General features: G+C 68.1%; 28 protein-coding genes. 19 read left to right on the top strand and 9 right to left on the bottom strand.

The window, feature by feature from the left end; translation table 11 throughout:
* Positions 1-51 precede the first annotated feature (51 nt).
* From FHW73_RS02375 to FHW73_RS02355, 5 genes are all read left to right on the top strand, one after another.
* Entirely contained in the window at positions 52-1,020 is a 969-nt protein-coding gene (locus FHW73_RS02375) for an ABC transporter ATP-binding protein (RefSeq protein ID WP_183425098.1), read from the top strand.
* A 55-nt stretch (positions 1,021-1,075) separates the two neighbouring features.
* Positions 1,076-1,864, top strand: a complete 789-nt coding sequence (locus FHW73_RS02370; protein WP_183425097.1) for an ABC transporter permease — start codon at positions 1,076-1,078, stop codon at positions 1,862-1,864.
* On the top strand, positions 1,864-2,616 hold the full coding sequence (locus tag FHW73_RS02365) for a DUF3800 domain-containing protein (RefSeq protein ID WP_183425096.1): 753 nt from the start codon (positions 1,864-1,866) through the stop codon (positions 2,614-2,616). The genes FHW73_RS02370 and FHW73_RS02365 overlap by 1 nt, the downstream gene beginning before the upstream one ends.
* A gap of 123 nt (positions 2,617-2,739) precedes the next feature.
* Positions 2,740-3,696, top strand: a complete 957-nt coding sequence (gene panE, locus FHW73_RS02360) for a 2-dehydropantoate 2-reductase (protein ID WP_183425095.1) — start codon at positions 2,740-2,742, stop codon at positions 3,694-3,696.
* A gap of 90 nt (positions 3,697-3,786) precedes the next feature.
* Complete coding sequence (locus FHW73_RS02355) at positions 3,787-4,272, top strand: hypothetical protein (RefSeq protein WP_183425094.1); 486 nt, start codon at positions 3,787-3,789, stop codon at positions 4,270-4,272.
* A 20-nt stretch (positions 4,273-4,292) separates the two neighbouring features.
* Here FHW73_RS02355 and FHW73_RS02350 read toward each other — a convergent pair whose 3' ends face one another.
* Complete coding sequence (locus FHW73_RS02350) at positions 4,293-7,028, bottom strand: pitrilysin family protein (RefSeq protein ID WP_183425093.1); 2,736 nt, start codon at positions 7,026-7,028, stop codon at positions 4,293-4,295.
* Between the two features lie 87 nt (positions 7,029-7,115).
* Between FHW73_RS02350 and FHW73_RS02345 the strand changes: the two genes are divergently transcribed.
* The 3 genes from FHW73_RS02345 (at position 7,116) to FHW73_RS02335 (ending at position 8,980) form a co-directional block, all read left to right on the top strand.
* Positions 7,116-7,808 (top strand): pseudouridine synthase, encoded by a 693-nt coding sequence (locus FHW73_RS02345; RefSeq protein WP_183425092.1) that lies wholly within the window; start codon positions 7,116-7,118, stop codon positions 7,806-7,808.
* A 118-nt stretch (positions 7,809-7,926) separates the two neighbouring features.
* Positions 7,927-8,337 carry an alternative ribosome rescue aminoacyl-tRNA hydrolase ArfB gene (gene arfB / locus FHW73_RS02340; protein WP_183425091.1) on the top strand — a complete coding sequence of 137 codons (411 nt, stop codon included), beginning with the start codon at positions 7,927-7,929 and terminating at the stop codon, positions 8,335-8,337.
* A gap of 34 nt (positions 8,338-8,371) precedes the next feature.
* Positions 8,372-8,980, top strand: coding sequence for a lysophospholipid acyltransferase family protein (locus FHW73_RS02335; RefSeq protein WP_183425090.1), 609 nt, complete (start codon positions 8,372-8,374; stop codon positions 8,978-8,980).
* Positions 8,981-8,984: 4 nt separating this feature from the next.
* Here FHW73_RS02335 and FHW73_RS02330 read toward each other — a convergent pair whose 3' ends face one another.
* Entirely contained in the window at positions 8,985-9,287 is a 303-nt protein-coding gene (locus FHW73_RS02330; RefSeq protein ID WP_183425089.1) for a hypothetical protein, read from the bottom strand.
* A gap of 178 nt (positions 9,288-9,465) precedes the next feature.
* Between FHW73_RS02330 and dcp the strand changes: the two genes are divergently transcribed.
* The 3 genes from dcp to FHW73_RS02315 all read left to right on the top strand — a co-directional run bounded on the left by dcp (position 9,466) and on the right by FHW73_RS02315 (position 12,963).
* Complete coding sequence (dcp, locus tag FHW73_RS02325; protein WP_183425088.1) at positions 9,466-11,619, top strand: peptidyl-dipeptidase Dcp; 2,154 nt, start codon at positions 9,466-9,468, stop codon at positions 11,617-11,619.
* A 317-nt stretch (positions 11,620-11,936) separates the two neighbouring features.
* Positions 11,937-12,389: a nuclear transport factor 2 family protein gene (locus FHW73_RS02320; protein WP_345776133.1), complete on the top strand. Its 453-nt coding sequence runs from the start codon at positions 11,937-11,939 to the stop codon at positions 12,387-12,389.
* A gap of 286 nt (positions 12,390-12,675) precedes the next feature.
* Positions 12,676-12,963 carry a putative quinol monooxygenase gene (locus tag FHW73_RS02315; protein WP_183425087.1) on the top strand — a complete coding sequence of 96 codons (288 nt, stop codon included), beginning with the start codon at positions 12,676-12,678 and terminating at the stop codon, positions 12,961-12,963.
* Between the two features lie 848 nt (positions 12,964-13,811).
* On the opposite strand, the gene FHW73_RS17335 is transcribed toward FHW73_RS02315, so the two are convergent.
* Entirely contained in the window at positions 13,812-14,045 is a 234-nt protein-coding gene (locus FHW73_RS17335; RefSeq protein WP_221187391.1) for a hypothetical protein, read from the bottom strand.
* Between FHW73_RS17335 and FHW73_RS02305 the strand changes: the two genes are divergently transcribed.
* Positions 14,044-14,544, top strand: a complete 501-nt coding sequence (locus FHW73_RS02305; RefSeq protein WP_183425085.1) for a hypothetical protein — start codon at positions 14,044-14,046, stop codon at positions 14,542-14,544. The two genes, FHW73_RS17335 and FHW73_RS02305, sit on opposite strands and share 2 nt — an antisense overlap.
* Positions 14,545-14,719: 175 nt before the next feature.
* Here the strand turns inward: FHW73_RS02305 and FHW73_RS02300 are convergent, their stop codons facing one another.
* Positions 14,720-15,124 carry a hypothetical protein gene (locus tag FHW73_RS02300; protein WP_183425084.1) on the bottom strand — a complete coding sequence of 135 codons (405 nt, stop codon included), beginning with the start codon at positions 15,122-15,124 and terminating at the stop codon, positions 14,720-14,722.
* 527 nt (positions 15,125-15,651) lie between these two features.
* Here FHW73_RS02300 and FHW73_RS02290 point away from each other — a divergent pair.
* Positions 15,652-16,416: an SDR family oxidoreductase gene (locus FHW73_RS02290; RefSeq protein WP_183425083.1), complete on the top strand. Its 765-nt coding sequence runs from the start codon at positions 15,652-15,654 to the stop codon at positions 16,414-16,416.
* A 94-nt stretch (positions 16,417-16,510) separates the two neighbouring features.
* Positions 16,511-16,897, top strand: coding sequence for an ester cyclase (locus FHW73_RS02285; protein ID WP_183425082.1), 387 nt, complete (start codon positions 16,511-16,513; stop codon positions 16,895-16,897).
* 58 nt (positions 16,898-16,955) lie between these two features.
* On the opposite strand, the gene FHW73_RS02280 is transcribed toward FHW73_RS02285, so the two are convergent.
* The gene (locus FHW73_RS02280) at positions 16,956-17,882 is read right to left on the bottom strand and encodes a LysR family transcriptional regulator (RefSeq protein WP_183425081.1); all 927 of its coding nucleotides are present in this window, start codon (positions 17,880-17,882) and stop codon (positions 16,956-16,958) included.
* 89 nt (positions 17,883-17,971) lie between these two features.
* Between FHW73_RS02280 and FHW73_RS02275 the strand changes: the two genes are divergently transcribed.
* The 3 genes from FHW73_RS02275 (at position 17,972) to FHW73_RS02265 (ending at position 19,722) form a co-directional block, all read left to right on the top strand.
* Positions 17,972-18,448, top strand: a complete 477-nt coding sequence (locus tag FHW73_RS02275) for a DMT family transporter (protein WP_183425080.1) — start codon at positions 17,972-17,974, stop codon at positions 18,446-18,448.
* A 91-nt stretch (positions 18,449-18,539) separates the two neighbouring features.
* Positions 18,540-19,274 carry a helix-turn-helix domain-containing protein gene (locus tag FHW73_RS02270; protein WP_183425079.1) on the top strand — a complete coding sequence of 245 codons (735 nt, stop codon included), beginning with the start codon at positions 18,540-18,542 and terminating at the stop codon, positions 19,272-19,274.
* Positions 19,275-19,371: 97 nt separating this feature from the next.
* On the top strand, positions 19,372-19,722 hold the full coding sequence (locus FHW73_RS02265; protein ID WP_183425078.1) for a VOC family protein: 351 nt from the start codon (positions 19,372-19,374) through the stop codon (positions 19,720-19,722).
* A gap of 148 nt (positions 19,723-19,870) precedes the next feature.
* Here FHW73_RS02265 and FHW73_RS02260 read toward each other — a convergent pair whose 3' ends face one another.
* Positions 19,871-20,545: a hypothetical protein gene (locus FHW73_RS02260; RefSeq protein WP_183425077.1), complete on the bottom strand. Its 675-nt coding sequence runs from the start codon at positions 20,543-20,545 to the stop codon at positions 19,871-19,873.
* 333 nt (positions 20,546-20,878) lie between these two features.
* Between FHW73_RS02260 and FHW73_RS02255 the strand changes: the two genes are divergently transcribed.
* On the top strand, positions 20,879-21,274 hold the full coding sequence (locus tag FHW73_RS02255) for a GFA family protein (protein WP_183425076.1): 396 nt from the start codon (positions 20,879-20,881) through the stop codon (positions 21,272-21,274).
* The gene (locus FHW73_RS02250; RefSeq protein WP_183425075.1) at positions 21,271-22,095 is read left to right on the top strand and encodes a trypsin-like serine protease; all 825 of its coding nucleotides are present in this window, start codon (positions 21,271-21,273) and stop codon (positions 22,093-22,095) included. The genes FHW73_RS02255 and FHW73_RS02250 overlap by 4 nt, the downstream gene beginning before the upstream one ends.
* A 33-nt stretch (positions 22,096-22,128) precedes the next feature.
* Here the strand turns inward: FHW73_RS02250 and FHW73_RS02245 are convergent, their stop codons facing one another.
* The 3 genes from FHW73_RS02245 to mgtE all read right to left on the bottom strand — a co-directional run bounded on the left by FHW73_RS02245 (position 22,129) and on the right by mgtE (position 26,214).
* Positions 22,129-22,854, bottom strand: coding sequence for an ankyrin repeat domain-containing protein (locus FHW73_RS02245; RefSeq protein ID WP_183425074.1), 726 nt, complete (start codon positions 22,852-22,854; stop codon positions 22,129-22,131).
* A gap of 103 nt (positions 22,855-22,957) precedes the next feature.
* Positions 22,958-24,706, bottom strand: coding sequence for a DUF2974 domain-containing protein (locus FHW73_RS02240; RefSeq protein ID WP_183425073.1), 1,749 nt, complete (start codon positions 24,704-24,706; stop codon positions 22,958-22,960).
* Between the two features lie 161 nt (positions 24,707-24,867).
* Positions 24,868-26,214, bottom strand: coding sequence for a magnesium transporter (gene mgtE / locus FHW73_RS02235; RefSeq protein WP_183425072.1), 1,347 nt, complete (start codon positions 26,212-26,214; stop codon positions 24,868-24,870).
* Between the last annotated feature and the right edge of the window lie 113 nt (positions 26,215-26,327).

Here is a 26,327-nt window from a genome sequence, read left to right as displayed (position 1 = left end):
GTCTTCCGCCGAGGCCTCCCCCGGGCCGCCGGCTCCGGACCCCTCGCACCCATGACCCCAAGCCGCCCCCTGCCGGCCGATGTGCCGGCGCTGTCCGTCCGTGAACTGCGCAAGACCTACGCCGGTGGCGTGGAGGCGCTCAAGGGCATCTCGCTCGATGTCGCGCCGGGCGATTTCCATGCCCTGCTCGGCCCCAACGGCGCGGGCAAGAGCACGCTGATCGGCATCGTCTCCTCGCTGGTCAACATGAGCGCAGGCAGCGTCGAAGTATTCGGCGTGGACATCGTCCGCCAGCGCGACCAGGCCATGCGTCTGCTCGGCCTGGTGCCGCAGGAAATCAACTTCAACCTGTTCGAAAAGCCCTTCGACATCCTGGTCAACTACGCCGGCTTCTACGGCGTGCCGCGCCGCGAGGCCGCCGAGCGCGCCGAGGCCGAGCTGCGCGCCGCGCAGCTGTGGGACAAGGCGCACGTGATGAGTCGCACGCTGTCGGGCGGCATGAAGCGGCGGCTGATGATCGCCCGCGCGATGATGACCCGGCCCCGGCTGCTGATCCTCGACGAGCCGACGGCCGGCGTGGACATCGAGATCCGCCGCGGCATGTGGCGCGCACTGCGCGAGATCAACGCCGCGGGCACGACGATCATCCTGACCACGCATTACCTCGAGGAAGCCGAGTCGCTGTGCCGCAATCTGGCGATCATCGACCACGGTCGCATCGTCGAGCAGGGCCCGATCCGGGCGCTGCTCGCCCAGCTCGACGTCGAGGGTTTCATGCTCGACATCGACGGGACGCTACCCGACGCATTGCCGGCGATCGACGGCGTGACGATCGCTGCGCCCGATGCGCACACGCTCGACATCGACATGCCGCGCGCGATGGATCTCAACCGCGTGTTCGCCGCACTCGATGCGGCCGGCCTGCGCGTGCGCTCGATGCGGACCAAGTCGAACCGACTGGAAGAACTGTTCGTGCGGCTGACCGCACGCGATGCGGGATCGGGACAGCGGGCGTCGTAGACGCCAGTCGCGCGCAGCCGCCCTTCCCCTTCCCCTCTTTCGACAGACGCCGAGCATGAGCACAGAACCCACCACGACTGCCCGCAACCTGATCGCCCTGGGCACGATCGCCCGGCGCGAGATCGTGCGCATCCTGCGCATCTGGGCCCAGACCCTGGTGCCGCCGGCGATCACGATGACGCTGTACTTCCTGATCTTCGGCGGCCTGATCGGCGCGCGCATCGGCGACATGGGCGGCGTGTCCTACATGGACTTCATCGTGCCGGGCCTGGTGATGATGAGCGTCATCCAGAACAGCTACGGCAACATCTCCTCGAGCTTCTTCGGCGCGAAGTTCGGCCGCCATGTCGAGGAACTGCTGGTCAGCCCGATGCCCGGCTGGGTCGTGCTCGGCGGCTACGTGCTCGGCGCGGTCGTGCGCGGCGTTGCGGTCGGCGTGATCGTGCTCGGCATCGCGATGCTGTTCACCCATGTGCGCATCCCGCATCCGCTGGTCACGTTGAGCACGGTGCTGCTGGGCGCCACGATCTTCTCGCTGGCCGGCTTCATCAACGCGGTCTACGCCAAGAAGTTCGACGACGTGGCGATCGTGCCGACCTTCATCCTGACCCCGCTGACCTACCTGGGCGGCGTGTTCTACTCGGTCAAGCTGCTGCCCGACTGGGCCGAGGCCGCGACCCACGCCAACCCGATCTTCTACATGGTCAACGCGTTCCGCTACGGCCTGCTCGGCACCTCGGACATTCCGCTGACCATAGCCTATGCACTGATGCTGGGCTTCGTGGTCGTGCTGACCGTGGTTGCGCTGACCCTGCTCAAGCGCGGGGTCGGCCTGCGCAGCTGATGTCGAGCTTCAGCGACTACCTCGTGTTCGTCGACGAAAGCGGCGACCATGGAATGGCCAGCATTGATCCGGCCTATCCGCTGTTCGTGCTCTCGTGTTGTCTGATCAGTAAGCACGACTACATGGCGACTGTGGTGCCCGCGATTCAGAGGATCAAGTTCGCGGTCTTTGGTCATGATGCAGTGGTCCTGCACGAGCGCGAGATCCGGCGCGATATCGGACCATTCGCGATCCTGCGCGATCCTGACCGCAAGCGCGCCTTCTTGGAGGCGTTGACAGACGCATTGGCGGCGACGCCGATGGCCGTTTTCGCAGCCGTCATCGATAAGCGGCGCTTGCAGGATCGCGAACGCGATGAGAATCCCTACGAGGTGTCCTTGCGGTTCTGCCTGGAGCGGATCTACTACCGACTCCGTCGTCAGGGGCAGACAGGGGATACCCATCAAACGCTGACCACGCATGTACTCTGCGAGTCGCGCGGAAACAACGAAGACAGAGATCTGGAACTGTCCTTCAGGCGCATCTGCTCAGGTGACAACTACGGCGGGCAATCCATTCCTTTCGAGCCTGTCATCTGCCACAAACGAAGCAACTCGATTGGCCTGCAACTGGCTGACCTTGTGGCCAGGCCCATCGGAATGCACCAGCTCAAGCCGGAACAACCCAACCGAGCGTGGGATGTCATCCATGAAAAGCTCGATTGCGATTCGCAAGGGCGTTACATGGGATACGGGCTGAAATGCTTTCCTTGAAAAACAAAAGGCCCCGGCGTTTCCGCCAGAGCCCAATGCCGACCGAGAATCCCCGATCCGGGGTAAATCGTATCGTTTCCGTTCGATCCCGTCCACCTCAGGCCTGAATCGGAGAAGACTTCTATGCGCATTCTTGTCCTCGGTGCCGGCGGCACCGGCGGCTACTTCGGCGGCCGGTTGGCCCAGGCCGGCGTCGACGTCACGTTCCTGGTGCGCCCGACGCGCGCAGCGCAACTCGCACGAGAAGGCCTGCGCCTGCGCAGTCCGCTTGGCGATGCCGACCTTGCGGTCGCGCACGTCACCGCCGATGCGCTGCCGGCACTCGCCGCGGCGCAGCCGTTCGATCTGGTCGTGCTCAGCTGCAAGGCCTACGACCTGGACACCGCGATCGACGCCATCGCGCCGGCGGTCGGCGCCGGCACGTCAGTGATGCCGATCCTCAACGGCTTGCAGCACTACGCCGCGCTCGATGCACGCTTCGGCGCGGACCGGGTGCTCGGTGGCTTGTGCTTCATCAGCGCGGTCAAGGGCCCGGAAGGCGAGGTCGTGCACCTGCCCTCGCCGCCGTCGTTGACGTTCGGCGAACGCGATCCGGCCCGCAACGGCAGCGCACGCACCCAGGCATTGGCGCAGGCCTGTGCACGCGCCGAGGGGTTCGAGGCCGTGCGCAGCGACGACTTCCTGCAAGCGGCCTGGAACAAGTTCAGTTTCCTCACCGCGATGGCCGCGGCGACCTGCCTGATGCGCGCCAGCATCGGCCGGATCGTCGCCAGCGACGAGGGCGCCGCGTTCGTGGCCGCGCTGCACGACGAATGCCTCGCGGTCGCCGCCGCGCAGGGCCAGGCCATTCCGGCGCAGGCGGCCGAGCAGGCCCGGTCGCTGCTGACCCGCGCCGGCTCACCGGCCACCGCGTCGATGCTGCGAGATCTCGAATCGGGCCAGGATGTCGAGGCGGCGCAGATCGTCGGCGACATGCTGGCACGTGCCCGCCAGCACGGCATCGCGGCGCCACGGCTGCAGGCCGCCTGGGTGCATCTGCAGTGCTACCGCAGCCGCCGTGAGAGCCCGGCCACGCCGTAAATCGACCCCGCGGCCGTGCAGCCGGGCCACCACGCCGGCTCTGCTAGGCTCGAGACCTACCCGATCATGGAGATCCCCCGGATGCGGCCATTGCGTGTACGACTTCCCCTGGGCCTGGCGATCGCCGGTGCGCTCGCACTTGCCGCCTGCGGCGACCGACCAGCCGACAGCGCGCCCGCTGCGCAGACCGAGCCGGTCGAAGACACCCGCACGGTGCCCTCGGAGGCTGCGGCCGCGCAACTCGAGGACGGCAGCGCGCCGGTCGAGGCGCCGCTGACCGGCGACGCCGCGACGACGATGCTGACCCAGCTCGCCGGCCTCGGCGGCGCGATGCACGCAGCGGTCGAGCTGTGCGACCCGACTATCCCGGCCGACCAGTTGGCGCAGGCCAAGACCCGCCAGCAGCAGGAGTTCGTGAAGATGGGCGGCGACGCGGCGATGTTCGACCGCGAGTTCGCGTCGGCGCATGACAAGGTGCGCGCGCAGTACGACAGTGCGACGCCGGCGCAGCAACAGCAGATGTGCGCCGAGCTCGAATCGATGGCCTCCTCGGCGCCGGCGCCGGCCACCGAGTAACGGCAACGCGCCGCGCGGGGCTACGGCCCCGCGGCAGACGCGTCCAGATCGCCGGCGATGACGGTTGTGATCGCGTCGGGGTCGAGGTGCCGCGCCATCGCCGCGCGCACGGCCTCGGCATCGAGACCGCGCAGCCTGTCCTCGAACGCGGCCGAATAGGCCATGTCGCGTTCCAGGTAGAGGTTGTCGTTGAGCGTGCCGGCCAGTTGCGCATCGCTCGCGCGTGCCGTGCGGCGCGCCAGCAGCAGGCCGTCGCGCGTCTGCGCCAGTTCGGTCGCGTCGATGCCATCGTTGAGCAGTCGACGCAGTTCCTCGTCGAAGGCCTGCGCCACTTTGGCGATGTTCTCCGGCGCAGCAATCGCCTGCGCCGAGAATGTGCCGACGGTATCGAACGCGCTGGCGCCGAAGCTCGAACTGACCCCATAGCTCAAGCCGTCGCGCTGGCGGATGCGGTCGGCCAGCCGTGACTTCATACCGCCGCTGCCGAACAGATGGTTGCCCAGATACAACGCCGGATAATCCGGGTGATCCTGGCCCAGCGGCAGCGCCTGCTGCGCCAGGAACACCGCGTTCGGCCGGTCGGGCGTGACCACGCGCAGCTGCGCCGCCGGCTGCGCTGCATATGGCGTGGGAATGCGCACGAACGGCGTGGCCGGGCGCCAGTCGCCGAACAGCGCTTCGAGTTGCGCATGCACCACCTCGGCATCAACATCGCCGACGACCGCGATCGTCGTGCCCGGGCCCATGCCGTAGAACGCACGGTGGAAGGCCGCTGCCTCGTCGCGCGTCGTCGCCTCGAGCCCAGTGATGCGCTGCTCGAACGTACGCGCGTGGAAGGGATGGCCAGGTGGGAAGATGTCGAAGTGCTGCGCCATCGCCTGATTGGCCACCGCGCCCGGCTCGCTCATGCTGCCCTGGATGCCGGTGATCCACTGCGTGCGCAGCTGGTCGAATTCGTCCTGCGGAAACGTCGGCCGGCGCAGCACGGTCGCGGTCAGATCGAGCAGATCGGCCAGGTGCGCCCGGTCGGTCGAGGCGGCGACGCTGACCGTGGTCGCGCCGCCACTGGCGCCCAGCGTCGAGCGCAGCGCGGTGAGCCGCCGCGAGATCGCCGCACGGTCCAGATCGCCGGCGCCGCGCATCAGCAAGCCGCCGGCCAGCATCGCCGCATCGGTGCGCCCGGTCAGCGTGTCCTCGCTGCCCAGGCGCAGGGTCATGCGCAGTTGTACTGCCTGGCCGCGGGTGGCCTTGTCGAGCACGGCCAGCCTGGCGCCATTGGACAGCGTCCAGGTCCGCGTGCGTGCGTCGATCGCCTCGGGTGTCGGATCGAAGGCCTCGCCGGCCGCGAGCGCGGGCCGGCCGACGAAATCGGCCAGCAGCGTCGCCGCGTCCGGCGCCTCGGGAATCTCGATGCGCTCGGGCGTGTCGGTCGGCACGAAGTGGCCGGTCGTGCGGTTGTCGCGGCGCAGGTAGGCGCGCGCCACGCGCTGCACGTCGGCCGCGGTCACCGTCTCCAGCCGGTCGCGCGCATGCAGCAGCAAGCGCCAGTCGCCCTGCGCGATCGCGTCCGACAACGCCACGCCGACGGCATTGGGGTCGCGCAGCGCGCGCTCGAAGCCGGCCAGCAGCCGCGCCCGCGCCTCGTCCACCTCGTCGTCGGTGAACGGCGCCGGGTCCTGTTCGAGGACGTCGAGCAGCCGCGCCTGCAGCGCCTCCAGGTCGCTGTCTGCCGGGGCCTCGACGACCACGCTGAGGTAGCCCGGCTCATCCAGGCTGTAACCCGTGGCCGAGACCGAGGTCGCCAGGCCCGGTTCGACCAGGGCCCGGTGCAGCCGGCCGCTGGGCGCATGCCCGAGCACCTGCGCCAGCACCGTCAGCGCGCCGGCATCGGGATGCCGGCCGGCGGGAATGTGATAGCCCGCGGCCAGGTAGGGCGTGCGGCCGACGCGGCGCACCACGACGTGGCGCTCGCCGTCCTGCGCCGGCTCGCGGGTGTAGGTGCGCGGCAGCGCGCTTGCCGGCTGCGGCAGCGTGCCGAAGTGCGCGGCCACCCGCTCAAGTGCGTGCGCGGGATCGAAATCGCCGGCGATCACCACCACCGCGTTGTCCGGCCGATACCAGGTGCGATAGAACGCCTGTAGCCGCGCGATCGGCATGCCCTCGATGTCGCTGCGCGCACCGATCGTGGGATTGCCGTAGTTGTGCCAGTCGTAGGCGGCTGACATCAGCCGCTGCACCAGCACCCGCACCGGATTGTTCTCGCCGGCCTCCAGTTCGTTACGGACCACGGTCATCTCGCTGTCGAGATCCTCGCGCGCGATTCGCGAGGCGACCATGCGATCGGCCTCCATCCCCAGCAGCCAGTCGAGCGTGGCCGGATCGCTGGAGAAGCTGGCGAAATAGTTGGTGCGGTCGAACCAGGTCGTGCCGTTGAAGCGGATGCCGCGCCGCTTCATCTCGCCGGGGATGTCGGAATGCGTCGGCGTGCCCTTGAACAGCAGGTGCTCGAGCAGGTGCGCCATGCCGGTCTCGCCGTAACCCTCGTGGCGCGAGCCGACGCGGTAGGTCACGTTGACCGTGGTCACCGGCTTGCCGGGGTCGGGGAACAGCACCAGCTGCAGGCCGTTGTCGAAGCGGTACTCGCTGATGCCCTCGGCGCTGTGCACCGGCGCGTCGAGCTGCGGGGCCGCGGCGGCCGGCGCGATGCCCACGCACAGCAGCAGCGCGACCAGGCAGACACGGAGGCGGCGACGCATGCGGTTTCCCTTCGGGCGAGACGATCGCCGAAAATAGCAGATCGCATCCGCGCGCCCGGATGCCCCACGACGCCCGGAGCGCAAGTGATGACGATCGATGTGCGGTATGTGGACGACTGGCTGGCCGTGGTCGACAAGCCTGCCGGCCTGATGGTCCACGACAGCGCGCTCGCGCGAGGCGAGCATGATTTTCTTGCCGATCGCCTGCGCCTGCAGTTCGGCCGGCCGCTGTTCCTGGTCCACCGGCTCGACCGCGCCACCAGTGGCTGCCTGCTGCTGGCTTTCGACCGCGACACCGCCTCGGCGCTGGGCACGCAGTGGATGGCGCGCAGCGTCGACAAGCACTACCTGGCGGTATGCCGCGGCTGGCCGGAACCCGAGCTCGAGGTCGACCACCCGCTCGACGGCGGCCCCGGCAAGCCGCTGAAGAAGCCTGCGGTCACACGGTTCACGCGGTTGGCGAGCACCGAGCTGGCGCTGCCGTCGGCCGGCTTTGCGACCTCGCGTTACGCATTGCTGCGCGCCGAACCGATGACCGGCCGCTTCCGGCAGATCCGCCGCCACCTCAAGCACCTCTCGCACCACCTGATCGGCGACACCAGCCACGGCGACGGCCGCCACAACCGCCATTTCCGCAGGCTCGGCATCCACCGCATGCTGCTGCACGCCGAGCGCCTGCGTTTCACCCATCCGCAGACCGGCGAGCGCATGGACATCGCCGCCCCACCGGGCGATGCGTTCGCCAAGGCGCTGCTGCTGTTCCCCGGCCAACCGGCATAGAAGCGGATGCGGCCCTCCCCCGCCATGCGGAGGAGGGTTGGGTGGGGGCAAGCGGCCTTGGACCTGCTTCCGCGTGCCGCGAACGCGCGTTGACAGCCACCCTCTACAATCGCCGTCGATGTCCACGCCGCCCGCCATTCCCGAGTCCGAACTCGTCGAACGCTTCGTGCGCGCGAGCGGACCGGGCGGGCAGAACGTCAACAAGGTGTCGACCGCGGTCGAGTTGCGCTTCGACATCGCCGGTTCACCGTCGCTGCCAGACGCGGTACGCGCCCGCCTGCTGGCGCGTCGCGACCGCCGGGTGACCGATGCCGGCGTGCTGGTCATCAGCGCCCAGCGCTTCCGCACCCAGGAGCGCAACCGCGAGGATGCCCGCGAACGTCTGGCCGCGTTCGTGGCGACCGGTTACGAAGTGCCCAAGCCACGCGTCGCCACCCGCCCCACGCGGGGTGCCAAGGAACGTCGACTGGGCGCCAAACGCGAACGCAGTACCATCAAGCGCGGTCGCGCCGGGCGCGACTGGGAATGACGCCCGTCAGAACGGGCCTTCGCGCCGAGGACGCATGAGCACATCGAAGTACCCGTTTCTGATCCCCGTCCCGCCGCTAGCGCCGCGGGTCAAACCCAGCCGGCTCGCGCGCTGGATCGGGCGCAGCATCCTGCGCCTGGGCGGCTGGCGCATGGTCGGCGAGTTGCCGAACATCCCACGGCTGGTGCTCATCGGCGCCCCGCATTCGTCCAACTGGGACGGCGTGTGGGGCTTCGCGGCCAAGGCCGCGCTGGGGCTGGATATCCGCGTGCTCGGCAAGGATTCGCTGTTCCGCGTGCCGGTGCTTGGCTGGGCGCTGCGCGGTCTGGGTGTGATCCCGGTCGACCGCAGTCGCGCCTCGCGCGTGGTCGAACAGGCGGCCGCGGCGATCCACGGCGAGACCCCGTTCTGGTACGGCCTGGCGCCCGAAGGCACGCGCAAGCGCGTCGAGCGCTGGAAGACCGGCTTCTGGAAGATCGCCAAGGCCGCCAACGTCCCGATCCAGACCCTGTACTTCCACTACCCCGACAAGGTCATCGGCTTCGGCCCGCTGATCGAGCCGGGCGACGACCTCGATGCCGACATGGCCAGGATCCGCGCCTGGTACGCCCCGTGGATGGGCAAGAACCGCGGCACCGTCTGAGGGGTCACTCCCCCTCCGGCCAGGGCGGTACCGCCTTGCTTTGCCCCGGCGCCAGCCCGCCGATGTGCGCCAGCACCGCCGCGTACTCCGGCGTGCCCGGCCGATAGCGGAACTCGCTCTCGCCGTGGGCCGCCCCGCCGTCGAGTGTCGCACGCAACCGCAGCACCAATGTGCCGTCCTCGCGCATCACCGCGATTCCGATCGACGCGGCCTCAGCGCTGGGCGCCGGGGCTGCCGGCGTATCGGCCGCGCCCGCTGCCCCAGACACGCCGCCCAGCGCCACCAGGATCAGGCAGTAACGCAACATCGCGGTGCTCCATGGGAAAGGGACCCGCTCAAGGTGCCCTATTCGCCGGCCATCCACCTGAACCGGCAAACCAACGGCACATTTCCAAGCTCTACCATTGGGCGCACCCTGCGCGGTTGGCGGGCCGCGTGCCGCGACCGACGCCGTCACTGCGCTGTCCCCTAACGGAGTTCCCTCCATGTTGCATAAGCTGCTTCTGTCTTCCGCGATCGCGCTGGCGCTCACCGCCTGCGGCGACCGCCCTGCTGCCGAGTCCACGATGCCCGCCACTGATGCTTCCGCCGCGGCCGCGCCGGCCGACAACCCCCTGTTCGTCGCCAGCACGCTGCCGTTCCAGGCGCCGCCCTTCGACAAGCTCAAGGACGCCGACTACCAGCCGGCGATCGAAGAGGGCATGAAGCAGCACCTGGCCGAGATCCGCAAGATCGCCGACAACACCGAGGCGCCCACGGTCGAGAACACCATCGAAGCGATGGAGCGCAGCGGCGAACTGCTGACCCGTGCGGCCAACGTGTTCTTCATGCTCACCGGCGCCAACACCAACGACACCCTGCAGGCGGCCGAAGAAGCGTTGGCACCCAAGCTCGCCGAGCACAGCGACGCCATCTACCTCGACCCCGCACTGTTTGCCCGGGTCAAGACCCTGTACGACCAGCGCGACACGCTGGGCCTCACCCCCCAGCAGGCCACCGTGCTCGCGCACACGCACGACAACTTCGTGCGCGCGGGCGCGTTGCTCAATGACGCCGACAAGGCCGAACTGCGCAAGCTCAACGCCGAGTCGTCCACGCTGTCGACCGCGTTCGGCAACAAGCTGCTGGCCGCCAGCAATGCCGGCGGCGTGTTCGTCACCGACGTGGCCGAACTTGACGGCCTCGACGCCGGCGCGATCGCCGCCGCGGCCGATGCCGCCAAGGCCGCCGGCAAGGACGGCCAGTGGCTGCTGAGCCTGCAGAACACCACCCAGCAGCCGGTGCTGGCCTCGCTGAAGAACCGCGACTTGCGCGAGCGTGTGCTCGCCGCCTCCACCGGCCGCGCCGAGAAGGGCGACGCCAACGACACCCGCGCCACGATCCAGCGTCTGGCCGAACTGCGCGCGCGCCAGGCCCAGCTGCTCGGCTATCCCAACTATGCCGCCTACAGCATCGCCGACCAGATGGCGAAGACCCCGGAAGCCGCGCTCAAGCTGCTGACCGATACCGTGCCGGCCGCCACCGCACGCGCACGTGCCGAGCTGGCGAAGATCCAGGGCGTGGTCGACGCACAGAACGGCGGCTTCACCGCCGGCGCGGCCGACTGGGACTTCTATGCCGAGCAGGTCCGCAAGGCCGAGTTCGACCTCGACGAAGCGCAGATCAAGCCCTACTTCGAGCTCGACCGCGTGCTCAACGACGGCGTGTTCTTTGCCGCCAACCAGCTCTACGGCATCACCGCCAAGGAGCGCAAGGACATCCCGGTCTATCACCCCGATGTGCGCGTGTTCGACATCATGGATGCCGACGGCAAGCAGCTCGCGCTGTTCTACCTCGACCCGTTCAAGCGCGACAGCAAGCAGGGCGGCGCGTGGATGGGCAACTTCGTCGAGCAGAACGGCCTGACCGGCACCATCCCGGTGGTCTACAACGTCGAGAACTTCACCAAGCCTGCCGCCGGCCAGCCTGCGCTGCTGAGCTTCGACGATGTGACCACGCTGTTCCACGAGTTCGGCCACGCGCTGCACGGCTTCTTCTCCAACACCAAGTACCCGTCGGTCGCCGGTACCAACACCCCGCGCGATTTCGTCGAGTTCCCCTCGCAGTTCAACGAACACTGGGCGCTGGACCCGAAGGTGTTCGCCAACTACGCCAAGCACCACGAGACCGGTGAAGCGATGCCGCAGGATCTGGTCGACCGGATCGTCAAGGCGCGCACCTTCAACCAGGGCTACGCGACCACCGAATACCTCTCCGCCGCACTGCTCGACCTCGCCTGGCACACGCTGCCGGCCGGCGAGGCCAAGCAGGACGTCGACGCGTTCGAAAAGCAGGCGCTCGAGAAGTACAAGGTCGACCTCGCCGCCGTGCCGCCGCGCTACCGCACCAGCTACTTCAGCCACATCTGGGGTGGCGGCTACGCAGCCGGCTACTACGCCTACTTCGGCGCCGAGGTGCTCGACCATGACGCCTTCCAGTGGTTCCGCGAGAACGGCGGCCTGACCCGCGAGAACGGCCAGACCTTCCGCGACAAGATCCTGTCGATCGGCCACTCGCGCGACCTCGCCACCGCCTACCGCGAGTTCCGCGGCAAGGACCCGAGCGTCGAGCCGTTGCTGGAGCATCGTGGGTTGAAGTGAGGCCCGTCGCGCGCTGCGGCGCATGACATGCAGCACCGAGCGGGGCGGCCTTCGGGCCGCCCCGTTTTCGTCTGCGCGGGTGCGCGACGCGCTGGGGGCCACATGCCCAGGCATCGCCCGCTGATCAAGACGTATCGAGCTGTCACGCCTTGCGCCGAGCGCGACGGATAGCAAGAGCCCGCATGGCGCCCCATACTCGATGCAGGGCCCCGCCGCGGGGCGAATGCCGCCCGGATGCGCGGCGCCACAAGGGACCACCGCCGATGCGTTGGATTGCAGTCTTCATTGTCGTTGTGGGCCTGGCGCTTGCCGTGAGGGTGTCGCAGGCCCAGCCGTCTCCCGAATCAGGAACGCGGGTCGAGCACGAGGACGTCGCATTGCCTCCTGAGTTGGCGCGTGTGCTTCGCGATTACGAGCAGGCATGGCGCGCCGGAGACGCCGCGGCGCTCGCTGCGCTGTTCGCCGAGGACGGCTTCGTGCTGCAAAGCAATCGCCCGCCGGTCCGCGGCCGCCCGGCCATCCAAGCGGCGTATGCAGGCCAGGGCGGCGGGCCGCTACGGCTACGCGCGCTCACGTTCGCCGCTGAAGGCACCATCGCCTACATCGTCGGCGTCTATGGCTACGGCGATGCGCCCGGCGACACAGGCAAGTTCACGCTCACGCTGAGACGCGAAAACGCCGATGCATCGTGGCAGATCGCCTCGGACATGGACAATTCGAATGCGCCGCCGCCACGCGCGCAAGGCTCGAATGCGTCCGCGCAACCGTAGACCGCTGAGCTTTGAGCTGCGCGCGCAACCATCCGACTCCGCGTCGCGCCGTTAGGCGGACCACCTCATTGTCGGAACCGGCAAGATGCAACCCACGCGCGCTGTCGCATCTCGCCAGCAGCGCGCCTAGACCCTGCCCAGTGGGCAGCATGCAATGCGTCCGACGCCGCCAATCAACGCCGCGTGTCGGCCTCCAGATCGCGGCGGAGTAACTGAGCGCGCTCTTCCTGCTCAGGTCAGAGCGCGCGCGGCGGCGCACACACACGATGACACCAGGAACAACGACATGCTGAAAGTGATTGCGCAAGACTTCATCAAGGCCGAATACCTCGATGCCGTGGCCCCGCTCTATCGAGAGCTTGTCGAGAAAACCAGACAGGAGCCGCTGTGCATTTCGTACGATCTGTACGTCGATCAGAAGGATCCGGGGCATTTCGTCTTCATCGAGCAGTGGCCGGACCGGGCGGCCCTGGATGCACACTGCAACACCGAGCATTTCCGGCGACTGGTGCCGCTGATCGACAAGCACCAACGGGCGCCGGGAACCTATCTGCTCATGGACGCTTTCGAGTGAGCTGCGGATGGATGCTGACTTGTCAGAACAGACGGGCCATCGTCAATGAGCGTGTACCGATTAGCCGCTCACGGCCGTAGCCGGTTGATCGCGACGATGACTAAAGCAACGATATCTAACAACTTGTTCAATCCAACGCTCCTTCGCGGTTAGCTCAACGCGAGGGTTAGGCCATATGCCCAGATCACCAGTGACGGTTAGAGCAATCTCGGATGCCGAGGCGGATGTTATCGAGCGTGTACTCGCGGTTGCAGCCACAGACGCATCTGTTGAAGGCTTGATCGAGCAGGTTCGTGCGCTCCAAGTGATTGGTCGCTGCGATTGTGGTTGTGCATCGGTGGAATTCTGCAGGCCTGCTCCTGGGCAGATGCCTCGTATCGTTGCCGATGTGGTGGCCGAATCTCCAGATGGTGAGGGCGTCGGTTTGATTGTTTGGGCACTGGACAATCATCTATCGGGATTGGAGGTCTATAGCGATTCGGACCGCCCGGCGCCTCTTCCAGTAGTGGGATCCATATCGTGTTGCAACCCGGACAGTGACACGAGGGCAGCCAAAAACCCATCTAAGCCGACGCCGCTTCGGAATCCTTGATGCTAATGTCGCGCCGCACATTAAGACCACTGATATCAAGCGAATCCAAGGTATCTGCCGGCGTTCGGCCCACAGAAGCCGCACCGCTTCGGGTTGGTGCAAGCGGGCCGTCAGTCGTTAATGACCGCGGCGATCCTCGGTTGAAACTGGGCTTTAAATGATCCACTTCGTCACCTCCCGGCAATCCTATGAGCGACTGGTCGCGTCATCAGCATGGCCACCCGTGGCACTGTGGCTTACGGTCGACGTGCTGGATTCATTCGAGCTGGCAGCCCTGCGCAGGCAAGGGCTGACTGTTACGGACTTCACGAGTCACTTCGATGTGAGCAACGCCGTTGAGATGGCAGATGCGCTTGATACCATTCGGGAGCATCATCCGGGTCATGCCGGGTCTATGGACGGTTCGGTTGTTACCTGACACGTGTTCAAGCGTTGTTGCTTCGCGACGCGTCCAGATCAAACCATAGCTGCGCATGGAGAGTGCTGTCATGTCCTGGAAGAGTTTCGCTTCTGTTGCTGCGGTTTGTCTGTCGATCGCATTGTCGGCAACGGGCTGTAGCCCCGCCACGCCTGAGACGCAGACTGCGATCCCAACGTCCGGGGGCGATCCCGCGGCGGCCCTTGTTGAGCGCTTCAAGATGGGGGCGGGCCTTGAAAGCCTTGCCAACCAGGCAGCGGGCGCGACAACGACGTTTGCCACACTGGCGCAGCAGCATGGCGCTGCGGAGGCCAAGCACTTGGTGGCCGGCGAGATTGCGAGGCTGGTGCCTGCCTACCAGGCACGGTGGGATCGGAATCTGGCGACGATCTATGCGAAGCACTTCACGCCAGACGAGCTTCGTTCTCTTGCGACACAAGGGACGGGTTCGCCCGACGCCGCCAAGTTTCGCTCGACACAGGCAACCGTCGCGGCCGACATGCAGGCGGTTTCAAGCCCACTTCTGCAGCAGCTGGTGACGGAAGCATTACACAATGCGCTTCAGCGATAGGCGTTGCGTGCCCGTCTGTTCGTTCAACTCACTCCGATAAAGGTCAGAGTGCAGTGTCCCGCGCTGCGCTCTGCGGTGCGGTCCGCGCGGGAGGCGCGCGCGGTCGGGCTGCACGCCGCACTGATTCGAGGACTCGACCTTGCCTGGTGCCCGACCGGCGCCGCCGTAGGAAGTGTCATCGTGTCGGCACGATGAGCGTATTGGCTGAGATGTAGGGGCCACCGCATCGCTCGGCGCGTGGGCGGTCTTCGATGTTGTCGCCGATTGCGTCGACACCGCCACCGCCGAGGCGGATGTGATCCCCGGCGCGTGCCGAGGTCCCCGTATGGCCATCGACAACGCCAGGCGTCCCGTTGTGATCGACACCTCGGAAGTGGCTGTGCCAGATGATCGTCCGGGGCGGTTGGCCATGGACCTTGAGCCTGAAGCATTGGTCTTCGTAGACCAGTCTGCCTTCCGCAGCGGCGGTGAGGTAGACGACCTCTGCATCATCCGCAGGCGGCATGAATCGCAGCAGGTGTGGCATCTCCGTTTGGCGGGCGCCCTGTTGGGCGAAACTCGCCAGCATGATCGATGCCAACGCAAGTATCGATCGGATTAAGGTGGGCCGTGTACGGCGATGCATGGCGCTCCTCGTCTACCAGCGGCGTGTTGAAGCAGGGGGGCGCACGCACCGCCGTCGTGCTGTCTGAGCGAGTGTGCGCCCGGCCATCGTTCTAGCATGCCCGCCTCTTCTGCCAGCAGACGACTGCATTCTGCGAGCACATCAAAGGTGACATCGCGCATGTGCACGCTCGAGAGTGAAGTGGTCCATCGCGATTGAATCGCCTGCTTCAATGCGCGGGATTGGCCTCGCCTTGGACAGTTCGTCCATGACGATGCCCGGCATCACGGCGGGCCGCTCGGCTCGGATGGCTATCACGCGATGCTCGAGTCGAATCACGCGCAGATCCCGGATCTGCACTTCGAAACCGGGGTCAGAGTGCAATTTCGTCTACCGCATCGCCATGCGCGTGTGTGGTCATCCAATGTCGTGTCCGAACATGGCGAGCGCAGATTCCATTCGGCGCCCATGCTCCGCGCTCCTTCGAGACAGTGGAGCCCCCTATGCAACGCTTGTACGGCAAGGTCGCGCTCATCACAGGCGCCAGTTCCGGCATCGGCCAGGCCACGGCGCACTTGTTCGCACGCGAGGGTGCCTGTGTGGTGTTGGCCGCTCGTCGCGATGCACGGCTGCAGGCCATCGCGACGGAGATCATCGATGCCGGCGGCCAAGCCGCGTGGCTGGCCGGTGACGTACGTGAAGAAGCCTATGCCCAAGCGCTGGTCGCGCTGGCGACCTCACGCTTCGGCGGACTGGACATCGCGTTCAACAACGCCGGCACGCTCGGCGCGCGGGTCCCGACCACGACGCTTGCGGCGCAGGCCTGGCGCGCGGCGCTCGACACCAATCTCAGCGGCGCGTTCTTCGGTGCCAAGCACCAGATTCCGGCAATGCTGGCGCGCGGGGGTGGGTCGCTGATCTTCACTTCCACCTTCGTCGGCCACACCGTCGGCTTCCCCTGTACCGCCGCGTATGCCGCCAGCAAGGCCGGCCTGATCGGTCTGACCCGGGCGCTGGCCGCTGAGTTCGGTCCGCAGGCGATCCGGGTCAATGCGTTGCTGCCAGGTGGTACGCACACGCCGATGGCGGAGGAGATGAACGGCACACCGGAGGCATTGGCGCAGGTCGCGCAACTGCATGCACTCAAGCGGATCGCGCAGCCCGAGGAGCTTGCGCGCGCTGCGTTGTTCCTGGCTTCCGACGAGGCGGCGTTCATGACCGGCAGCGCGATGCTGGTCGATGGCGGCGTATCGATCAATCGCAGTTGAACTGAGGACATGGTACGCATCGGTCGTCGAACAGGCGCTCTTGACCAGGCCTAAGATGGACACAACAGTCTGCATATCGGAGGTGACACCGCGCATGCGCAAGCTCGAGCGTGAAGCGATCTATCGCGACTACATCGCCTGCCTCAATGCGCGGGATTGGGCTCGCCTCGGACAGTTCGTCCATGACGATGTCCGTCATAACGGCAGGCCGCTCGGGCTCGATGGCTATCGCGCAATGCTCGAGAACGATCACGCGCAGATCCCGGATCTGCACTTTCAGATCAAGAGGCTGATCGCCGATCCGCAGCAGGTGGCATGCAGGCTTCGCTTCGATGTCACCCCGCGTGGCGAGTTCCTGGGCCTGCCGGTGAATGGGCGCCGTGTCACGTTCTGCGAACACGCCCTGTATGCGTTTCGGGACCAGAAGATCCACGAGGTCTGGTCGATCATCGACAAGGCCGCGATCGAGGCCCAGCTCTGAACCGGGGCCAGCGTGCAATTGTTGGCGGCGCCCGCGTTCGTGCGCGCGGGCGACCGCCTCAATCCGTCGCGGCGGGGTGTCCCGCCTGGGCCACGCGTACGACCGTGTCGCGTAACCAGATGTGCGCGGGGTCGCGCTGCCGGCGTTGATGCCAGATCAGGTCGAAGTCGAACCGGGCAATCGCCAGCGGCGGCGCGAAGATGCGCAGGCACGGGTCGGTGGCGATCGAATCGAGATTGCGCCGGGCGACGGTCAGGATCAGATCGGTGCCGGCGATCAGGTCGTTGGCCACGCCCCAGTGCGGCAGGGTCATCGCGACCCGCCTGCGCAGGCCGTCGCGTGCGAGGGCACGGTCGATCTCGTTGTCGCTCTCCGCGCGCAGGGCGACCAGCACATGCGGGCGCGCCAGCCAGGCCTCGCGATCGAGCGTGCCGCTTGCCGGTAATGTCGATGCGTCGGCCAGGCAGGCGAAGTCCTCGACGAAAAGCGTGTGCGTGCGCACCGCGTCCGGGTGACGACCGGGAAACACCCCCAGTGCCATCTCGATCTCGCCGTCGATGACGTCCGCCAACATCGATTCGCGGCTGGCCTGGTTGATGACAAGGTCGATCCCCGGTGCCTGGCTGCGCAGCGTGCGCGCCAGCCCCGGCAGCAGCACGCGCGCGCCGTAGTCCGACATCGCGAGCCGGAAGGTCCGCTGCGCGGAGGCCGGGTCGAACGTCGGCGGGTCGAGCAGCGCGCCCAGTTGCTCGAGTGCCTCGGTCAGCGGCTGCATCAGAGCACTCGCCCGCGCGGTCAATTCGAGCTTACCGGCGCGCCGGACCAGCAGCGGGTCGTCGAACAGCCGGCGCAGGTGCGCCAACGCGTGGCTCACCGCCGGCTGGCTTCTGTGCAGCCGCAACGCCGCGCGGGAAATGTGCCGCTCCGACAGCAGCGCATGCAGGGTGACCAACAGGTTGAGATCCATCCGCCTCAAGTTATTCATAGAGCGAATAATGAGTGGTAGAAGTTCGAATTTCCATTCGTGATTCTGATTCGTAGAGTGGCTAGCACCCTCACGACTGGAGCGAACACATGTCTTCTCCGATTTCCTACGCCGGCGCTGGCCTGGCGCTGGCTGCCGTGGTCGCCGGGGCGCTGGTGCCGTTCCAGGCCGGCAGCAATGCGGCGCTGGGGCGCGCGCTCGGCCATCCGCTGTGGGCGACCGTGGCCTCGTTGCTGGTCAGCCTGCTGGTCGTGCTGCCGGTTATCGTGGCCATGCGGGCGCCGTCGCCATCGCTCGGCCAAGCGGGCGCCCTGCCGATTTGGGCCTGGTTCGGCGGTGTCGCCGGCGTGATCTACATCACCTCGGCGCTGATGCTGACCCCGCGCCTGGGGGCGACCAGCTTCATTGTCTGCATCGTCGCCGGGCAGATGATCACGTCCCTGCTGATCGATCACTTCGGGCTGATGGGCTTGCCGGTGAAAGAAGCGAACCTGGGTCGCATCGGCGGCGTGCTGACGATCCTCGCCGGCATGGTGATGGTGCAGTGGTCGTCCACGGTGCGTTAGAACGGCACGCAGGGCGCCCCACCGGATGCCGCCCTCTCCCAGCAGCATGCGGAGATGGTCGGCGCCGCTTGCCCGATGCCATCATCACGGCATGTCGCGTGACCCCGAGCTGCCAGCGTCGGCCTATGCAGAAGTGCCGCCGCCAGCGGACGTGCGCGATCGCGTCAGGCGCGTGTGGCGCTACCAGTCCGGCGCCGCGCCGGCCGCACCGCTGATCCTGCCGGATGGGTGTGTCGACCTGATCTGGGATGGCGCCCGGTTGTTCATCGCCGGTCCCGACCAGCAGGCCACGCCTGCCCAACTCGCGCCGGGCGCCACGCTCACCGGCCTGCGCCTGGCGCCAGGCGTGGCGCACCGTTTGCTCGGCACGCCGATGCAGGCGCTTGCCGACCAGCGCATCGCCGCCGACGCCGTGATCGGCCCGCGCGCAGGCGTGCTGGAACGTCGCCTGCTCGACGGCGCCGATCCGGCCCGGACCTTGCTCGCGGCGGTGGCTGAGCGCGGGGTGCAGCCTGATCCGCGCATGGCCTGGCTGTTCGCGCAACTGAGCGGGCCGGATGCGCCGCCTCTCCCCGAGCTGGCCCGGCAATTGGGCCTCAGCGAGCGGAGCCTGCACCGCCACTGCCTGCAGGCCTTCGGCTATGGGCCCAAGGTGCTGGATCGCATATTGCGCCTGCAGCGATGGCTGCGTCTGGCATCAGGTGCGATCACGTTGACGCGGGCGGCGTTCGATGCCGGCTACGCCGATGCCAGCCATCTGTCGCACGACGTGCGGCGCCTGACCGGGTTGACGCCAACGGCCTTGCTGCGCGATCACGGCCATTGAGCCTGCGCGGCCACCGCGCGGCCGGCTGTCCGATTCTTGCAAGCCGTCCGGGCCGCGGCGCTCGACAATGTCCGCTCCCCGACTGCCAGGATTCGCCATGACCCGCTCCGACGCCCATCACCGCATCGACTATCTCGAGTACGCCGTGGCCTCCATCGCGGCGTCGCGGCGCTTCTACGGCGAGGCCTTCGGCTGGACGTTCCAGGACTACGGCCCCGACTACTGCGAGTTCCGCGACGGCCGCCTGACCGGTGGTTTCTTCCACGGCACGCCGACGCCAGGCGGTGCGCTTGTGGTGCTGGGGTCCGATGATCTCGTCGCCAGCGAGGCCGCGGTGCTGCGCGCGGGCGGCCGCATCGTCCGGCCGGCCTTCGATTTCCCGGGCGGGCGGCGCTTCCATTTCGCCGATCCCGACGGCTACGAGCTCGCGGTCTGGTCGCAGGCGTGAAGCTGCTGCCGCCGCGTCGTTGCAACGACGCGGCGAGGGGGCATCCACCGCGCGTGGTGACGCATGCGCCGATCTGGCCGATGCCCATCGGCGGACCTGCGCGGCCTGCCGATGGCCGGTCGCGCGTACAGGCGACTGCGCGACGTGCTTAGAGAAACGCGAGGATCATGTGACCGGCCAGGAACGCCAGGAAGCCGATGAGCACGTAGGCAGCCATGAACGAGAAGATCCAGTCCTGACGCAGCTGCAGGCGCAGTGTTTCGTCCGGCGGCAGCGTGCCCGCCTCCAGGCGCTTGTGATCGCCGCGCAGTAACAGCATCGCCAGCACCAGGCTGACCGCCATCGGCACGTACACCACCACCAGCGCGGCGAGGCTGGAGAACGAACTGCGCCCGGCGCTGAAGCGGACGAGGAACGCGTTCAGGGCTTCGTGATGTCCCAAGGGCGCATAGGCAGCGAGCAACGAGGCGATGCCGACCGCGTAGAGCGCGCTATACCCCGCACGCTGCCGACCGGTCGTGCGGACGCGTGGCACGGGCGGGCTCGCCACGCCGATCACCGGCACTGGCGCACCGGGTTGCAGCTCGCCCGCTGCGGTTTTGCGGCTGACGGCCCAGAACCGCCGGTACAACGCGCGGTGCACGATCGGCAGGCCGACGACACTCAGCAGGCCCGTCAACATCATGTTGAGCACGGCGTCGGCCGAGACCTTGGCGGTGGTGTAGACGTTGACGGCGTAGACCAGACCGATCCATGCCAGCAGCAGCACGGCCACCAGCGCGCCGCCCAAGAGGTAGATACCGAGCTGACGTGCAAGCTTCATGGGCGAGGTCTGGCCATGGCGAAGGTGCCCCGGCGGGCATCGCGATCGTAACGGGCGACGGGATCATCAGGCACCGGCGGGCGCAGGACGGGCGGCAGGTCGCATGGCCGTGCCGGGTGCCGCGATGTGGCGCACAATGCCGCTCTCTCCTGTCGGGCGATGTCTCATGGCGCTGCCGTCCCTGTCTTCCTCGCTCTTGCGCAACGTCGGCGTTGCTTCATCCGCCGGCGCGACCGCCCCGCGGTGGAATGGCCACGACCGCGCGCGCGCGTCCGACCGGTGCATGTGCGCACCCAGCCACACCGCCACCGGCTGCGGTGCGGGGCTGCGGCCATGACCGGCCTGCCTCGCGGCAAGCGCACGGTCGTGGGCACCTGCCACTGCAAGGCCGTCGCGTTCGAAGTCGATCTGATCGACGGCTTCGAGAACATCCGCCGCTGCAACTGCTCCTTGTGCAGCCGCAAGGGCGCGATCATGGCCGGTGCGACGCTGGACCGCCTGCGCGTGATTCGTGGCGCCGATGTGCTGACGCTGTACCAGTGGAACACGAAGATCGCCAAGCATTGGTTCTGCAGCGTGTGCGGCATCTATACCCATCACCAGCGCCGCAGCGTGCCGACCGAGTACGGCTTCAACCTGGCCTGCATCGAGGGCATCGATCTCGACGCGATCGGTGAGATCGGCCGCAGCAACGGTGCCGCGCAGAGCCTCGTGGGGGACGCCGCATGATCCGGGCCCTCGGGGTCGCGGTTCTGTTCGCGGCATGCGCGACCGCCGGCGCGGTTGTCGTGCGCGACGATGTCGACGATCGCCAGTACCGGGTGTCGGACTCCGAGCTCCCCGCGCTGGTCGACATGCCTGGCGAAGGGCATGGCGTGCTGATCGCGCCGAGCTGGGTCGTGACCGCCGCGCACACGCTGCCCATGCAGGGCGGCCCTAAGTCGGTCGTGCTGGGCGGGCGATCGCGCGAGGTCGCCGATGTCGTGGTCCATCCCGGCTACAGGACGCTGCCGCAATCGTTGATCGATCAGGCGATGGCCAGTGGCGAGGCGATGCTGATCGTAGTGGCCCTGGCCGGGTCGGACGACATCGCGCTGATCCGGTTGAAGCAGCCGGTCGAGGACATCGTGCCCGTCGGGCTCTATCACGGCAGCGACGAGGCCGGGCACGTGGTCAAGCTGTTGGGCAAAGGCGCGACCGGGACCGGGGCGACAGGGCACGACCCGGGCGGCCCGAACCGCACCGTACTTCGTCGCGCGTTCAACCGGGTCACCAGCGCGCATGAGCGTTGGCTGTGTTACGTCTTCGATGCACCGCCGGCGGGGCTCCCCCTTGAAGGGGCGCTCGGCAATGGCGACAGCGGCGGTCCCTTGCTCATCGAGACCGACGGGCAATGGCAGCTGGCTGGCCTGGGGGCCTGGAAGGTCGTGGCAGGCGACGTGAGGACGGCGCGGCCCGGGCGCTACGGCCAGACGACCTGCAACGTGCGCCTGAGTCACTATGCGGACTGGATCGAGGACGTGATGTCCGGGCAGGCGTCGGTCCCCTGATCGACCGCGCGCTGCGGCGCGCGGCCGCAGCCCTCAGCGCGTCGGCGTGGGCTCCAGGTGTGCCCGAATCCACAGATAGTCGCGGCGCACCGGTGCGGTCAGAACCGAGGGATCGCCGTCGTAGAGGTAACTGCCGACTGTGGCGCCGGTGTCGTCGGTGGCCTGCGGGTCGGCGCCCGCTTCCATGAAACGCTTCACCGACGGGATGTCGTTGACCAACGCAGCCTGATGCAGCGGGGTGAGGCCCGCGCGGTCGCGGACATCGAGCCTGGCGCCGGCGGCGAGCAGGCGCTCGATGTTGTCGGGCTCTCGGGCGCGTAGCGCCTCGAACAGCGCCGTCTGGCCGTTGCGCGGATTGGGCACGTCCACGGCGACGCCGTGTTCGAGCAGCAGGCCGATCCAGTCGTCGTCCTTGGACAGCGCGGCTTCGTGCAATGCGGTGCGGCCCTTGGCATCGCCCCGGGTGGGGTCGGCGCCGAGCGTGAGCAGCAAGCGCACGGCTTCACGGTCGCCCTGGCGGATCAGCCAGTTGAGCGCGGGCGTGCCGTCCTCGTCGGTGGCGTTGGGGTTGGCGCCTGCCGTGAGCAGTTGCCGTGCGAGCGCAGCGTCGCCGCTGCGAACGGCGGCGATGAACGGGGCCTGGTCGGGATTGGCGAACGTGGGCGCGTCCGGGGTCATCGGCGAGTGTCCTTGGGTGCAACCGGAGGTCGCCAGCAGCAGCGCGGCGAACAGCAGGTGCGGAAGCGGGCGACGGTTCATGGTGCGCAGCATGCCGCAAGAGGCGTCAAGCTGCGTGTGATCTTCCCCCGCAGACCGCGCCGCGCAGCGCTGTGTGGAGAGCGCGCACGCACCGCGTCGCGGCTCACTTGAACGGATTGAGGAAGTCGACCACCTTGCCGGTGCCTTCGGTCACGCCGCGACCGAAGTCGCGCGCGCCGTCGGCGACGGTCTGCGCCACATCACCGGCGGTGTCGCTGACGGTCTGGCCCAGGTCGCCAGCGAAGTCCGCCAATGCTTCGAAGCCGTCGCCCAGCGTATCGGTGGCCGTGTCGATGGCCTCGCCTACGCCGTCGGCGGCATTGCTGATCGTGCTGCCGGCGCTCTCGACGAAGCCGGCCACCGCATCGGCCGGTGTCTGCAGCCCAGTGATGCGACCCAGGTCGCGGACGAAGCCGCCAGCTGCCTGGGTGGTGTTCTGGGCGGAATCGCCGACCAGGCGGACGGCGCCATCGAGCACATCGCCGGCGGTATCGACGCTGGCGTCGGCCAGGTCGCCGAGCAATCCGCCGGTCGCGGCCACGCCCCGGCCCCGGGCGAAGTCGGTGACGAAGTCGCCGACGCCGGTCCTCAGTGCGGACGCCGTGCCGGCCAGGTCGCCGCCGAGGTCGGCGACCTCGCGGATGCCGGAGGCGAGCGTGTTGAACTGCAGGTCGCCGACGGCCTCGACACCGGCCACGAGGGTATCGGTGCCGAAGGCAGTGGCCGCGCCGGCCACGTCGCCCAGGGCATCGCTGCCGGGCCCGACCACGGCGCCTGCGCCGTTGAGCAGGCTGCCCACGATCCAGCTCTCCGGGGTCGCGCCGGGGCCGTTGCGCAGCACCTCGCCGACCGTGCCCAGGCCGGTCGCGAGACCGGCGCCGAGTGCGTCGATACCGGCATCGACTCGCCCGCCGAGGGTATCGCCGGTACTGGGACCGAGCGCGGGATCGGTGGGCGTGCCGTGTTCGAAGGCCTCGACATAGACTGCGTTCGGGCCGCCGCCGCCATGCAGGTCGCCGAAGCCGGTGCCCGGCGGCGGGTCGATGCGCAGCGCATGGCCCACGGCCTCGGGCGGCGAGCCGACCAATGGCAGTGCCGGGAGATCCTCCTGCGCGGCGGTCAGCTGGTCGCCGTTGACGGCGTAGCGGCGGACCTGACCGGTCTCGGCGACGCTGTCGCGGATGGCATTGGGGTTGAAGCCCAGGCTTTCGAGGGTCTCGTTGCTGAGGCCAGAACTATTGAAAGTGACCGCCGATGCGCCGGTGGCGAGCGACGCGGCCGAGGCCAGGCCGCCGCCGAGCGAATGCCCGGTCAGCGCGACGTTGCCGTCGCCGAAGACGCGCTCGGCATGCTTGGCCAGCTCGATCGCGCTGCTGTACTGGGACGACGCCATGCCCAGGCCCTGCTGGCCGTTGTTCACCCAGTCCATGTACTCGCTCGGCTTGCCGCCAAGCTCCGAGCCGCGATAGGCGACGACGTAGCCGCCGTCCTCGTGCTGGTAGATCTCGGCGTGGAAGCCGGTGCGATCGTCGTTGAGCAAGGCCGGATCGAGTGGGATGCGGTTGCCATGCGCGTCGATCATGCTCATGCCGTCGGCGCTGGGCTGCAGCGGGGTCCAGCCGGCCAACGCGAGGGTCTTGGCGTACTCGGTGCTCTCGGGCGCGTAGGCGCCATTGGCCATCATCGCGAACAACGGGTCGCGGGCGTCCGGTGCGGTGCCCTGGACGCTGTCGCTCAGGCGGTGATCGCCGGCCCGGATGTTGTCGGCGACCGGTGCGCGTGGCGGCGGAGGGGCCTGTTGCGGCAGCGCGTGGATCCGACCGGAATCAGCGAGAGCGATGGCGGGGGCCATGGGACATCCATCCGCAGGGTTAATGGCATGACAGTAATCGCCGCGCAGGCGGCGGACCACTCGGGCAGACCCTAGTGGAACGGCCAGGGCGGGACTGACCCCGATGCCTGGGGCGCGGACCGCACACGCCGTCCGCGCCCCAGGCATGACGCGCTCCGGCGTTACAACAACGTGCCGCCGAGGATCGCGGCGGCGATGCTGAAATAGATCACCAGACCGCTCACGTCGACCAGCGTGGCGACGAACGGCGCCGAGGCGCTGGCCGGGTCGAAGCCCAGGCGCTGCAGCGCGAACGGCAGCATCGCGCCGGCCAGCGAGCCGAAGGTGACGATGCCCAGCAATGCGGCGCCGATGGTCAGCGCGATCAGCATCCAGTGCGGGCCGTAGTCGTAGAAGCCGGCCAACTGCCAGATCGTGATGCGGGCGATGCCGAGCAGGCCGAGGATTGCGCCGAGGGTCATGCCGGTGGGCAGCTCGCGCAGCGCGACGCGCCACCAGTCGCGCAGGCGGATCTCCTGCAGGGCAAGGCTGCGGATCAACAGCGACGTGGCCTGGCCGCCGGAGTTGCCGCCCGAACTCATGATCAGCGGGATGAACAAGGTCAGCACCAGCGCCTTCGACAGCGCGTCCTCGTAGTGCTGCATCGCACTGGCGGTGAGCATCTCGCCGAGAAACAGCACGCTCAGCCAGCCGGCGCGCTTGCGGATCATCGCCAGCAGACCGATCTGCATGTACGGCCGGTCCAGGGCCTCGACGCCGCCGAAACGGTGCACGTCCTCGTTGGATTCGGCGATCAGCGCATCGAGTACGTCGTCGACGGTGACGATGCCCACGAGCTGCCGCTGTGAGTCGAGGACCGGGATCGCGAGCAGGTCGTGGCGGCGGATCAGCCGGGCGACTTCCTCCTGGTCGGTGGTCGGTGTCACGAACACCGGCGGGTTGGTCTGGGCGGCGTCGAGGATTGGCGCATCGGGATCGGCGGTGATCAGCCGGCGCAGCGTCACCACCTGCTGCAGTGCGCGGGTCTGTGGGTCGAGGACGTAGATCGCGTAGATCGTCTCGCGCTCGCGTTCGACCTCGCGCACGTGCTGCAGGACGTCGCCGACACGCTGGTCGGCGGTGACGCTGACGAACTCGGTCGTCATCAGGCTGCCGGCGCTGCTGGGCGGGTAGTGCATCAGGTCGCGCAGCGCCTGCTGGGTGACCACCGGCAGGGCGGCGATGAGACGTTCGCGCACGTCTGCGTCCAGCGCCAGCAGCAGGTCGGCGGCGCGGTCGTCGGCCATGGCGTCGAGCAAGGTGCTGGCCTGCGCGGGCGGCAGCCGTTGCAGGATCTGCGCGGCGTCGGTCAGCTCGGGCTGTTCGAGCAGGCGCACGCCGCGCGCGGGGGGCACTTGCGCGACCAGGCGCGCGGCCTCGACGACATCCAGTTGGTTGAGATGCTCGACGGCATCGGCGGTGTTGAACGCCGCCAGCGGACCGGTGGCGGTGGGGTGTTGCTTGAACATGGGCTGCCTCGCAGTGCCGCAACAGCGGCGCGGGCAGCCGGTCCTTGCGGACGTCAGGCCGTCGTTGCCGTGGGCGGCGTCAAAGATCGACTGGGACTGTCGCTGGACATCGG

This window comes from Luteimonas sp. RC10 (assembly GCF_014192745.1).
Classification (GTDB): Bacteria; Pseudomonadota; Gammaproteobacteria; order Xanthomonadales; family Xanthomonadaceae; genus Luteimonas.
Note: the sequence above shows the minus strand (reverse complement) of the source record. Positions and strands in the feature narration are given on the sequence as shown.

Bases quoted from the DNA above. Each gene is read 5' to 3' on its own strand.
- FHW73_RS02315 (WP_183425087.1), top strand. From the start codon at position 12,676: ATGCTGAAAGTGATTGCGCAAGACTTCATCAAGGCCGAATACCTCGAT.
- FHW73_RS02345 (WP_183425092.1), top strand. From the start codon at position 7,116: ATGACGATCGATGTGCGGTATGTGGACGACTGGCTGGCCGTGGTCGAC.
- FHW73_RS02255 (WP_183425076.1), top strand. From the start codon at position 20,879: ATGACCGGCCTGCCTCGCGGCAAGCGCACGGTCGTGGGCACCTGCCAC.
- mgtE (WP_183425072.1), bottom strand. From the start codon at position 26,214: ATGTTCAAGCAACACCCCACCGCCACCGGTCCGCTGGCGGCGTTCAAC.
- FHW73_RS02270 (WP_183425079.1), top strand. From the start codon at position 18,540: ATGTCGCGTGACCCCGAGCTGCCAGCGTCGGCCTATGCAGAAGTGCCG.
- arfB (WP_183425091.1), top strand. From the start codon at position 7,927: ATGTCCACGCCGCCCGCCATTCCCGAGTCCGAACTCGTCGAACGCTTC.
- dcp (WP_183425088.1), top strand. From the start codon at position 9,466: ATGTTGCATAAGCTGCTTCTGTCTTCCGCGATCGCGCTGGCGCTCACC.
- FHW73_RS02260 (WP_183425077.1), bottom strand. From the start codon at position 20,545: ATGAAGCTTGCACGTCAGCTCGGTATCTACCTCTTGGGCGGCGCGCTG.
- FHW73_RS02290 (WP_183425083.1), top strand. From the start codon at position 15,652: ATGCAACGCTTGTACGGCAAGGTCGCGCTCATCACAGGCGCCAGTTCC.
- FHW73_RS02275 (WP_183425080.1), top strand. From the start codon at position 17,972: ATGTCTTCTCCGATTTCCTACGCCGGCGCTGGCCTGGCGCTGGCTGCC.
- FHW73_RS02240 (WP_183425073.1), bottom strand. From the start codon at position 24,706: ATGGCCCCCGCCATCGCTCTCGCTGATTCCGGTCGGATCCACGCGCTG.
- FHW73_RS02265 (WP_183425078.1), top strand. From the start codon at position 19,372: ATGACCCGCTCCGACGCCCATCACCGCATCGACTATCTCGAGTACGCC.
- FHW73_RS02280 (WP_183425081.1), bottom strand. From the start codon at position 17,882: ATGAATAACTTGAGGCGGATGGATCTCAACCTGTTGGTCACCCTGCAT.
- FHW73_RS02330 (WP_183425089.1), bottom strand. From the start codon at position 9,287: ATGTTGCGTTACTGCCTGATCCTGGTGGCGCTGGGCGGCGTGTCTGGG.
- FHW73_RS02245 (WP_183425074.1), bottom strand. From the start codon at position 22,854: ATGAACCGTCGCCCGCTTCCGCACCTGCTGTTCGCCGCGCTGCTGCTG.
- FHW73_RS17335 (WP_221187391.1), bottom strand. From the start codon at position 14,045: ATGACAGCACTCTCCATGCGCAGCTATGGTTTGATCTGGACGCGTCGC.
- FHW73_RS02285 (WP_183425082.1), top strand. From the start codon at position 16,511: ATGCGCAAGCTCGAGCGTGAAGCGATCTATCGCGACTACATCGCCTGC.
- FHW73_RS02370 (WP_183425097.1), top strand. From the start codon at position 1,076: ATGAGCACAGAACCCACCACGACTGCCCGCAACCTGATCGCCCTGGGC.
- FHW73_RS02305 (WP_183425085.1), top strand. From the start codon at position 14,044: ATGTCCTGGAAGAGTTTCGCTTCTGTTGCTGCGGTTTGTCTGTCGATC.
- FHW73_RS02365 (WP_183425096.1), top strand. From the start codon at position 1,864: ATGTCGAGCTTCAGCGACTACCTCGTGTTCGTCGACGAAAGCGGCGAC.
- panE (WP_183425095.1), top strand. From the start codon at position 2,740: ATGCGCATTCTTGTCCTCGGTGCCGGCGGCACCGGCGGCTACTTCGGC.
- FHW73_RS02250 (WP_183425075.1), top strand. From the start codon at position 21,271: ATGATCCGGGCCCTCGGGGTCGCGGTTCTGTTCGCGGCATGCGCGACC.
- FHW73_RS02375 (WP_183425098.1), top strand. From the start codon at position 52: ATGACCCCAAGCCGCCCCCTGCCGGCCGATGTGCCGGCGCTGTCCGTC.
- FHW73_RS02335 (WP_183425090.1), top strand. From the start codon at position 8,372: ATGAGCACATCGAAGTACCCGTTTCTGATCCCCGTCCCGCCGCTAGCG.
- FHW73_RS02350 (WP_183425093.1), bottom strand. From the start codon at position 7,028: ATGCGTCGCCGCCTCCGTGTCTGCCTGGTCGCGCTGCTGCTGTGCGTG.